This window comes from Bacillus sp. 7894-2, from assembly GCF_002272225.1.
Taxonomy (GTDB): Bacteria; Bacillota; Bacilli; order Bacillales; family Cytobacillaceae; genus Cytobacillus.
In genome coordinates, this window is sequence record NZ_NPDG01000041.1 from 1 (window position 1) to 8,932 (window position 8,932).

Annotated in this window: 10 protein-coding genes; 5 read left to right on the forward strand and 5 right to left on the reverse strand. The window is 42.5% G+C overall.

Annotated elements, in window-relative coordinates:
• The first annotated feature begins 75 nt into the window (after positions 1 to 75).
• Positions 76 to 1,653, forward strand: a complete 1,578-nt coding sequence (locus tag CHI10_RS07020) for a Na+/H+ antiporter NhaC family protein (RefSeq protein ID WP_095243592.1) — start codon at positions 76 to 78, stop codon at positions 1,651 to 1,653.
• Positions 1,654 to 1,758: 105 nt separating this feature from the next.
• On the opposite strand, the gene CHI10_RS07025 is transcribed toward CHI10_RS07020, so the two are convergent.
• Complete coding sequence (locus CHI10_RS07025) at positions 1,759 to 2,616, reverse strand: YsnF/AvaK domain-containing protein (protein ID WP_095243586.1); 858 nt, start codon at positions 2,614 to 2,616, stop codon at positions 1,759 to 1,761.
• A 461-nt stretch (positions 2,617 to 3,077) separates the two neighbouring features.
• Between CHI10_RS07025 and CHI10_RS07030 the strand changes: the two genes are divergently transcribed.
• Together CHI10_RS07030 and CHI10_RS07035 are read left to right on the forward strand one after the other, a co-directional pair.
• Positions 3,078 to 4,595: a sodium-dependent transporter gene (locus tag CHI10_RS07030; RefSeq protein WP_095243587.1), complete on the forward strand. Its 1,518-nt coding sequence runs from the start codon at positions 3,078 to 3,080 to the stop codon at positions 4,593 to 4,595.
• Entirely contained in the window at positions 4,595 to 4,702 is a 108-nt protein-coding gene (locus tag CHI10_RS07035) for a methionine/alanine import family NSS transporter small subunit (RefSeq protein ID WP_076258797.1), read from the forward strand. The genes CHI10_RS07030 and CHI10_RS07035 overlap by 1 nt, the downstream gene beginning before the upstream one ends.
• A 38-nt stretch (positions 4,703 to 4,740) precedes the next feature.
• Here CHI10_RS07035 and CHI10_RS07040 read toward each other — a convergent pair whose 3' ends face one another.
• On the reverse strand, positions 4,741 to 5,733 hold the full coding sequence (locus CHI10_RS07040; protein ID WP_095243588.1) for a M23 family metallopeptidase: 993 nt from the start codon (positions 5,731 to 5,733) through the stop codon (positions 4,741 to 4,743).
• Between the two features lie 262 nt (positions 5,734 to 5,995).
• On the opposite strand from CHI10_RS07040, the gene lipA reads away from it, so the two are divergent.
• A complete protein-coding gene (lipA, locus tag CHI10_RS07045) occupies positions 5,996 to 6,967 on the forward strand; it encodes a lipoyl synthase (RefSeq protein WP_286137226.1) in 972 nt (323 codons plus the stop codon).
• Between the two features lie 68 nt (positions 6,968 to 7,035).
• Here the strand turns inward: lipA and CHI10_RS07050 are convergent, their stop codons facing one another.
• Positions 7,036 to 7,722 carry a YhcN/YlaJ family sporulation lipoprotein gene (locus CHI10_RS07050; protein WP_095243590.1) on the reverse strand — a complete coding sequence of 229 codons (687 nt, stop codon included), beginning with the start codon at positions 7,720 to 7,722 and terminating at the stop codon, positions 7,036 to 7,038.
• Between the two features lie 167 nt (positions 7,723 to 7,889).
• Here CHI10_RS07050 and CHI10_RS07055 point away from each other — a divergent pair, with 167 nt between their 5' ends.
• A complete protein-coding gene (locus CHI10_RS07055; protein WP_048011987.1) occupies positions 7,890 to 8,165 on the forward strand; it encodes a YutD family protein in 276 nt (91 codons plus the stop codon).
• Positions 8,166 to 8,208: 43 nt separating this feature from the next.
• Here the strand turns inward: CHI10_RS07055 and CHI10_RS07060 are convergent, their stop codons facing one another.
• Complete coding sequence (locus CHI10_RS07060) at positions 8,209 to 8,496, reverse strand: hypothetical protein (RefSeq protein ID WP_035331961.1); 288 nt, start codon at positions 8,494 to 8,496, stop codon at positions 8,209 to 8,211.
• Positions 8,497 to 8,598: 102 nt separating this feature from the next.
• On the reverse strand, positions 8,599 to 8,865 hold the full coding sequence (locus CHI10_RS07065; RefSeq protein ID WP_095243591.1) for a DUF3055 domain-containing protein: 267 nt from the start codon (positions 8,863 to 8,865) through the stop codon (positions 8,599 to 8,601).
• Positions 8,866 to 8,932 lie beyond the last annotated feature (67 nt).

Consider the following 8,932-nt stretch of genomic DNA (forward strand, 5'->3'; position numbering starts at 1 on the left):
GTCGGATTGGCTTATGACCTCGAGCCGATGGCGCCTGTAGCTGGACACCATTTAAATTTCAGAGGAGGACAAGAAATGACTAACACGATTTTCTCCCTGCTGCCGCCTTTGGTAGCAATCGCTATGGTTGTTCTGACCAGGCGCGTATTGCTGTCACTGGGAGTGGGGATTGTAACAGCCGCACTATTGCTGGCTAAATTCAGCATCACAGAAACCTTCAGCATCATTTGGGATGCTGTAAAAGGAATTTTTGTTTCAGACGGAGAGCTGAACACCTGGAATGTATATATTATTCTATTCTTGCTTGTATTAGGAGTTATTACTGCATTTATCTCTATCTCAGGCGGAAGCCGCGCTTTTGGAGAATGGGCGATGAAGCGGGTCAAGACCCGTGCAGGCGCACAGATTGTTGGAGCTGTTTTAGGTATTATCATTTTCATTGACGACTATTTCAATGCTCTTGCAGTCGGTCAGATTTCACGTCCCATTACAGACCGCCAGCGCGTATCCCGTGCAAAGCTGGCGTACCTGATTGATTCGACTTCAGCACCTGTTTGTGTGGTTTCACCGGTTTCCAGCTGGGGAGCATACATTATTGCGCTGATCGGGACAATCCTTGCTGCACATAATGTTACCGAGTATTCAGCTTTCTCGGCATTTATTCAAATGATTCCCATGAACCTTTATGTATGGGCTACTCTTGCTATTGTATTTATCGTGGCGTTAAGAGGCATAGAGATTGGGCCAATGAAAGTACATGAGAAGCGGGCAGTTGAAGAGGGGCTTGTAATGGATCCAGAGAAGCCTGCACCTGGTGAATTGAAGGACGACCTTCCAACAAGTTCAAAAGGATCTGTCGGCGATCTTGTCTGGCCAATCATTGCTCTTGTCATTGGTACAGTGGGCTCAATGTTTTGGACGGGTTTACAGGCGGTTGAAGGAAATGCGACTGTATTACAAATATTTGAGAACACGGATGTCTCTAAATCCCTAATCCTTGGTGGCCTCGTGGGTCTATTGGTTTCGTTAGGTTTATTCTTCCGTCAGGCGTTCTCCTTGAAGGGCGTTAACCCGAATGTTTTTGGGAAAGGAGTATGGGAAGGCATTAAATCCATGCTTCCAGCTGTTTATATCTTGCTGTTTGCCTGGGCGATTGTTGATTTAATCGGCCGTCTGGAAACTGGAAAGTATTTAGCCGGTCTTGTGGAAAGCTCAAATATGAGCACATCATGGCTTCCGTTTTTACTTTTCGTCATAGCGGGAATTATGGCATTCAGCACCGGAACTTCATGGGGATCTTTCGGCATCCTGCTTCCGATTGCTGGAGACATTGCCGCTGCAACAGATATTTCTCTGTTATTGCCGGCTATGTCTGCTGTCCTTGCCGGCGCCGTATTCGGCGACCATTGCTCACCGATTTCAGATACAACGATTCTTTCCTCAACAGGGGCAGGCTGTAACCATATGGACCATGTAATGACTCAGCTTCCATATGCCTTGATTTCAGCGGGAATCGCTGCTGTGGGTTATCTGGTCATCGGATTTATTGGCAGCACTGTTATCGCATTACTTACAGTGGCTGTTCTTGTAGCGGCATTTGCTTTCCTTGGCCGCGGTAAAAAAGAAGCCTGGCAGGAAAACAGGGCAAGTTAAAAACTTTAGAAAAAGGCTTTCTCTTTGAGAGAAGGCCTTTTTTTGATGCTGTCCAACATAAAATAAAAGGTTCCCCTGGAGGGAACCCTTTTATTTTATAGGTTATTATTTTTTTCTATTTAAGTCTTCATCTTCTGTAATGTGTTCATGCCCACCCTCAAAATGCACTTCTTCTTTCTTGAGATTTTCCTTGACCTGCTGTGTTTCCTGAACTTCCCGTTTGCCTACGACAATCTCTTCGGTGACCACGGGCTTTTTGGAGACTTCCACACGCTCTTCTGTAATAGGAATCCTGATTGTTTCATCGTCCGATATTGGTGAGACGCCGGCGCCATCCGGATCATCCACTTTTCTTCTTTCTACATATACTTCTTCATGCTCGACAGGTACATTTATTGTTTTTTGTTCTTCTACTACGTCCTTTTGGATTTCAACTTCTCCGGCTTGTACACGTTCCTTCGACACGTCGAGCTGTTCTTCCCGCAGTTTTAATGATTGCTCATCATCTGCTGCTGAACTTCTTAGCTCATCATATCCGCCGGTGTAAGTGCTGTGCTCTTTGGCTTCAGTAGTTCCTGCATTGGCAAAGCCAGTTGAAGTATCAATTCTTTCACTGTATAAAATGATTTTCCCCTCGTTCACATACGTTTCATACTTGCGGGCATCATCATCTGACATGCCCAGTTCTCTGAACTTTTCACCTGCAGAGTTGCTGCTCTTGCGGTCATCATCAAACCAGGATGCCAGACTGTTTAAGAAGCCTGCACTTTCACTGCTGTCTCTATTCTTAGTCTCGAAGGTTTCTGTATGAACACCGGTTTTATCTTCAAGAGATGTATCCAGATGTTCTGACTGCGCAATGATCGAAAGCTCCTGAACAGGGTATCCCTCATTTTGCAGTTCTTGAACGGCATTTACCGCTTCCCTTTGTGAATTATAAACTCCGATAATATTGGTATCCATTTGTAAAAACCTCCTTATGATTTTCATTCTATATTTGGAAATTTTTAAGCACATTGGTTATATTCCCGAGGCCACCGAGACCAAACGAGGTTAATTTTGGCATCCATGGTTGTGTATTTAGAATTATCTGAATAAAATGCGAAAGTTTTTAAGTTTAAGGAATAAATTTTACAAAGGAGGTGAGGACAGGAATAACTTGGTCAGTTTTGTTAAGATAACTCCTGACCGGGTGGAATCCAAATGGAAATTAAAATAGGAATATATTAATTTTCTTAGACGCTTTACTCTGGTATTGTGCTAAAACTAATTATTTCGAAAAATATTACTATTAGGAAAATAATGTTTTGACAGAATATCAAAAACTAGCTATACTAGGCTTAGTTAGATTTAATTATCTGAAAATATAAAAAGTTCCCATTGTTCTTTTTAATTGGGGATATCTACAGGGGGTAGGATTTACTATGGATAATCGTCCGCAGTGGGGATCCAGAGCTGGGTTTATTATGGCAGCTGTGGGTTCTGCAATTGGTCTAGGAAACATATGGCGTTTCCCGGCAGTTGCTTATGAAAATGGAGGGGGAGCATTCTTTTTTCCATATTTGTTTGCCTTGCTGACAGCAGGTATACCGCTTTTGATTATGGAATTTACAATTGGCCATAAGTACCGCGGATCAGCACCATTGTCTTACGCAAGATTAAGTAAAAAATACGAATGGCTGGGCTGGTGGCAGGTCGCCATTTCATTTGTCATTTCAACATATTATGCAGTTATCATCGCATGGGCAATGTCATTCGCAGGCTTCTCGTTTAATCTTAAATGGGGAGACGATCCAAACGGATTCCTATTTGGAGAATATTTAAAGCTTGCAGAAACACCAGGAGATGTAGGCGGAATTGTACCGGGAGTCTTCATACCGTTAGTTATTGTCTGGGCTGTGACACTTGGAATCCTGTTCAAGGGAATTAAAAAAGGTATCGAAATCGCGAACAAAATCTTTATTCCAGTTCTTGTAGTTTTATTCTTAATTATCGTTGTTCGCGCATTGACTCTTGATGGAGCTATTGCTGGTTTGGATGCTTTCTTTAAGCCAAACTGGGAAATGATAGCGGACCCTAAAGTCTGGGTAGCGGCCTACGGCCAGATCTTCTTTAGCTTATCAATTGGATTTGCCATCATGGTAACCTACTCAAGCTACCTTCCAAAGAAAACGGATTTGACAAACAGTGCTTTCATTACCGGCTTTGCAAACTCCGGTTTTGAACTTCTTGCTGGTATCGGTGTTTTTGCTGCACTTGGATTCATGGCTGCACAGCAGGGTGTAGGCATTAATGAGGTTGTATCATCAGGTGTAGGATTGGCATTCGTTGTATTCCCGCAGATCATTAACGAATTCCCTGCTTTAAATGGCTTATTCGGTTCTTTCTTCTTTATCTGTTTAACTCTGGCCGGTTTAACATCGTTAATCTCAATTGTTGAAACGTTTGTTGCCGGAGTACAGGATAAGTTTAATGTTTCACGTAACAAAGCTGTTCTTGTAGGCGGTGGTTTATCTGCTGTTATTTCCATCCTCTTTGCGACTCAGGGCGGTCTATACTTCCTGGATGCAGCGGACTACTTCATCAACCAATTTGGTGTTGCGCTAGCAGGACTGGTACAGGTAGTTATTGTAGGATGGGTGCTTAAAGAGCTCAAGAATCTTCAGAATCATGCAGATGCTGTATCTGATATTAGACTGGGTTCCTGGTGGAAGATATGCTTGACAGCTATTACACCAATCGTGCTTGGCTATATGATGATTCAAAACATTATTACAAATATTAAAGAGAATTATGAAGGGTACCCTACCAGCTTCCTTCTTTATTCCGGCTGGGGAGTAGCAATAGGAGCCATTATCTTAGGATTTGTGTTTATGGCTATTAAAAAGAATGATACACAGTCTAAGCTTAGAATACCAGCTGATAAGGAGGTATCTCAATAATGTCTGGAAGTGCAATTACAATGATGGTGGTTGGGATGCTCATTATCTGGGGCGGCCTTGCAGCAAGTATCATAAATGCTGTGTCCAAAGCAAAAAAAGCTAAATAACTTATGAAGGACTGCCTGGCTAATGGGCAGTCCTTTATTTATTTTCTTCTGGCTTTTATCCTATCTTGTCTTTCCCATAATCTTAAGTGTGGATAGGGGTCGTAGGACCATTCAGTATAGCCGTTGTCTTTGTAGATGCCATAATGGAGATGTGGCGGGAATTTTCCCGATGTACCTGGAGGCCCATATCCCGAGCTTCCTACTCCGCCTATCATCATGCCGGGTTCAACGATTTGGCCGACTCTGAGCTCCTTGGCAAACCCGCTTAAGTGGGCGAAATAATGGTAATTGTTATTAATGTCACGGATGCCAATTCTCCATCCTCCATATTTGTTCCAGCCCTTCATTTCCACTATTCCATAGGAGGTAGCCCGGACAGGTACCCCGTAATCAGCAAAAATATCGGTTCCTTCATGAATCCGTCTGCCGCCCCAGCCCCTGGCGTCCCCCCAGGTATTTCTATAGCTGTAATTGCTCCTCAAGGGGACAGGGAAGGAGTGATCATCAAGATCAAGACGGCCGAACTGCTTGTAAATTTGGGCTTTGCCGATAATAATGCCAACGGCTTTATCGCGCTTATAATAATTCCACAATCCAATTTTTAAATTATCATGGTCTGTACCATAAGAGAGAAGGAAATTTGCAAAGGAATGAAGAACATCTTCATCACTTTTCAAGCTGGCTTTACCGTCCCCGTCCCCGTCAAATCCTATACCATTGAAAAATTGAATGGATGTTGGGTTTTCATCAGCGGGATCCGGATTCAAAATCCCCGCCCATTCTTCAGGCTTAAAATAGATTCCTGTAATGCCTTCAGCCTTGGGAATATCCCTTCTGGACTGCCGGACATTCCTTTCATACTGATCAATTCCCGCAAGATAATACCACGGAATATTCGTAACAGCTTCAACTCTTTTATATAAGGACATTCTTTGTTTATATATATCAGCTGCATTTTCTTCGGCACTGACTGTACATAAGGAAATCAGAAAAAACGATAAGGCTGCAGCAGCGGTAAATATAATCCGCACGGAAATCCTCCCTTCTGTAATGGTCTGCTTATATAGTTTGTGATGAATGGATAATTTAATAAATATCAATTAATGGTAATACCAGAATCTTCGGCTTGTCCTCTTCAATTCATTATGATAAAGTGGCATCAGGTGAAGCCTAATCAGCTTAGTCGGAATTGTATGACTGGCTTTTTTAATGGGCAGAAAAGTATAAATTCTGAAGCCAGAAAAACGGTCTAGCTCAAGCAGTGTAACCCCCTCGATGTTTCAGGAGTGGCGGATAAGGGCGCTTGCGCTTTTCTTTACGTCTAGCTTCAGTTTAAGGAGTGGAAAAATGAGCAAGAAAGAAGAGTATTTGCGCAAGCCGGAATGGCTGAAAATAAAGTTGAACACAAATGAAAATTATACTGGCCTAAAAAAAATGATGAGGGAAAAGAACCTGCACACTGTATGTGAAGAAGCTAAGTGTCCCAATATCCATGAATGCTGGGCAGTAAGAAGAACGGCTACGTTTATGATTCTTGGTGATGTGTGTACGCGTGCCTGCCGTTTCTGTGCTGTCAAAACGGGGCTGCCGACTGAGTTAGATCTACAGGAGCCGGAACGCGTTGCTGATTCCGTGGCTCTTATGAATTTAAAGCATGCTGTTGTAACAGCTGTAGCAAGAGATGATCTTAAGGACGGAGGTGCAGCTGTTTTCGCAGAAACAGTCCGTGCCATCAGAAGAAAAAGCCCGTTCACTACGATCGAAGTATTACCTTCCGACATGGGCGGTGTTTATGAAAACCTGAAAACTCTTATGGATGCCCGTCCTGATATACTTAATCACAATATCGAAACTGTTGAGCGCCTGACTCCAAGAGTAAGAGCGCGTGCAAAATATAAGCGCTCTCTTGAATTTTTAAAGCGTGCAAAAGAAATGCAGCCGGATATCCCTACAAAATCCAGCCTGATGATCGGGCTTGGCGAAACGAAAGAGGAAATCATTGCAGTAATGGATGATCTGCGTGCTCATGATGTTGACATTATGACAATAGGGCAGTACCTGCAGCCATCCAAGAAACATATTAAAGTGCTGAAGTATTATTCACCTGAAGAATTCCAGGAGCTGAGGGACATTGCAATGAGCAAAGGGTTCAGCCATTGTGAAGCAGGTCCTCTTGTCCGCTCTTCCTACCATGCTGATGAGCAGGTAAATGCGGCAGCTAAACAAAAGCAGATTATGGGAGAAAAGGAAATTCAGCAAGCTTAAAGTAATAAGAGTCCAGCGCCATCGCTGGACTCTCTTTTTGCAAAACAGGAAGAGTCCCCCTCAAAGGGTTAACGATTCCCTGCTTTTTTAACGGTTTCTCCAAGGTCATCTTTATCCATATCATCATTTCTTTCACCTTGCATTTCACCGTTTTCATTTTCACTTTCACTCATTTTTTCTCCTTGAGGAGATTTAAGCATTTGTTTAATTAATTGGTTAATGCCATTTTCAGCATTTCGGCCATCGGAATCAACCGTGGCATAGTTTTCAACATTTTTTCTTAACGATGTATCATCACTTACATAGACATGATACCATCTTGGAACAACAGACATGGCCATCTTTTTAACCTGATCAGCTGTCTGATTGCGATTTTTGGTGTCAGTGTTATATACGATCAGGACTTCTTCATCTGTTACAAGTGTCGAGATATCATCCACATTCGGAATTTCTGTGCAGTATTTGCCGATAATATCTGCAACCTGTTCACGATCAATGGCAGCATAGTGGTCCGCTGAAACGTTGTCTCCCATAATTGGGCTTTTTTGATGGCGTACATATCCGAAATCTTCACCGATATTGTTTCTGCCATTCCGGCCGTTGCCCATATTCCTATTGTATAATTCAGCACGCTGGTCATTTACATTTATGGTATGACCGGTTTCTTCATAGATATCCTCTTTTGCGGCATTATTTTGGCAGGCAGTCAGTGCAGCCATGCTGCTAATGCCGAGAATGATTAGTGATTTTTTCACTATAAACACCTCCTCATTTATAGAATTGCCACGGTTATATTTTTTTCTCTTAGTAATTGATGGGGAATCAGTTATAATTTAAATAGGACAAGTTATTGATTTGTTTTCATATCATGTTATTTCCAATATAATACTGTTACATATGCTCTTATAATGAGGTGAAAAAATTGGTTAGCATTAACAATATCAGTTATGAATTGATCCAGGAAGAACGGGATGGTTTCAATGAGGAGGCATTCCGGGCCAGATATAGCGAAATTTTATCCAGATATGACTATATTGTCGGGGACTGGGGATATGGACAGCTTCGTCTCCGCGGTTTTTTCGATGATCAGAGCCAAAAGGCTTCATTTGATACAAAAATCAGCACACTTACCGAATACCTTTACGAATTCTGTAATTTCGGCTGTGCCTATTTTGTTGTGAAAAAAGTTAAAAGCTAAAAAGGGCAGGGGAAACCCGGCCCTTTTTGCGCATGCGCTTTGCTTAAGTCTCTGTGTATGGCGGCTCTTCGTTTTTATCAGGATCGTCATGCGGAGGGTGCGCACCTGGCATTTGCCGCGGCAAGTTTTGGTGAAGGGACTTGAACTCATAGTTAAAGGCGCTGTAATAGCGCTGGCCCTCCCGCCATGGGGTGCTTTTATTCTCTACCGGTTCATCCGCATTTCTGGGAGCGCCATATGCCCCTTCAGGCAAGTCCTCGGGAATCAGGAAATTCCTTTGTGTTTCCACATTTGAGAAATCGGTGTATGTGCGTCTTTCTTTATCGTCCATGCCTTCACTCCTTAAGAAGTTATATGAAGCAGGGTCTTTAAAGAAGAAAAAGGAGAACCCACCAAAACAGGTTCCCCTTTAGTATTTGTTTATTATCGTATATTAAACGATTTCCATCAGAAATGATTTAAGGTCTTCTGCATCTTCCTCGGAAAGCTGAAATACATGCTCAAGATAGCCTTCTTCCTTTAAGTCATCTTCTCCTATGATGGCAAAGCGGCTTCCCTGAATATCCAGGACCAATTGTTTGCCGTAATAGCGATCTGAACGAACGATAGCTAAATCGAATCGCTGGTTTTCTCCCATAAAGCTGATAAATCTGGTTTTTGTATCTTCAATATCATCATATAAGAAAAAGCGTTCTGCCAAATATAACACTCCTTAGTTGTTTTATCGCAGTCTAACGGGCAATAAGCCCCCCTTCAAGACTCAGAGG

Coding starts and splice junctions, on each gene's coding strand:
- CHI10_RS07030 (WP_095243587.1), top strand. CDS start 3,078: ATGGATAATCGTCCGCAGTGGGGATCCAGAGCTGGGTTTATTATGGCA.
- CHI10_RS07025 (WP_095243586.1), bottom strand. CDS start 2,616: ATGGATACCAATATTATCGGAGTTTATAATTCACAAAGGGAAGCGGTA.
- CHI10_RS07035 (WP_076258797.1), top strand. CDS start 4,595: ATGTCTGGAAGTGCAATTACAATGATGGTGGTTGGGATGCTCATTATC.
- CHI10_RS07060 (WP_035331961.1), bottom strand. CDS start 8,496: ATGGACGATAAAGAAAGACGCACATACACCGATTTCTCAAATGTGGAA.
- CHI10_RS07020 (WP_095243592.1), top strand. CDS start 76: ATGACTAACACGATTTTCTCCCTGCTGCCGCCTTTGGTAGCAATCGCT.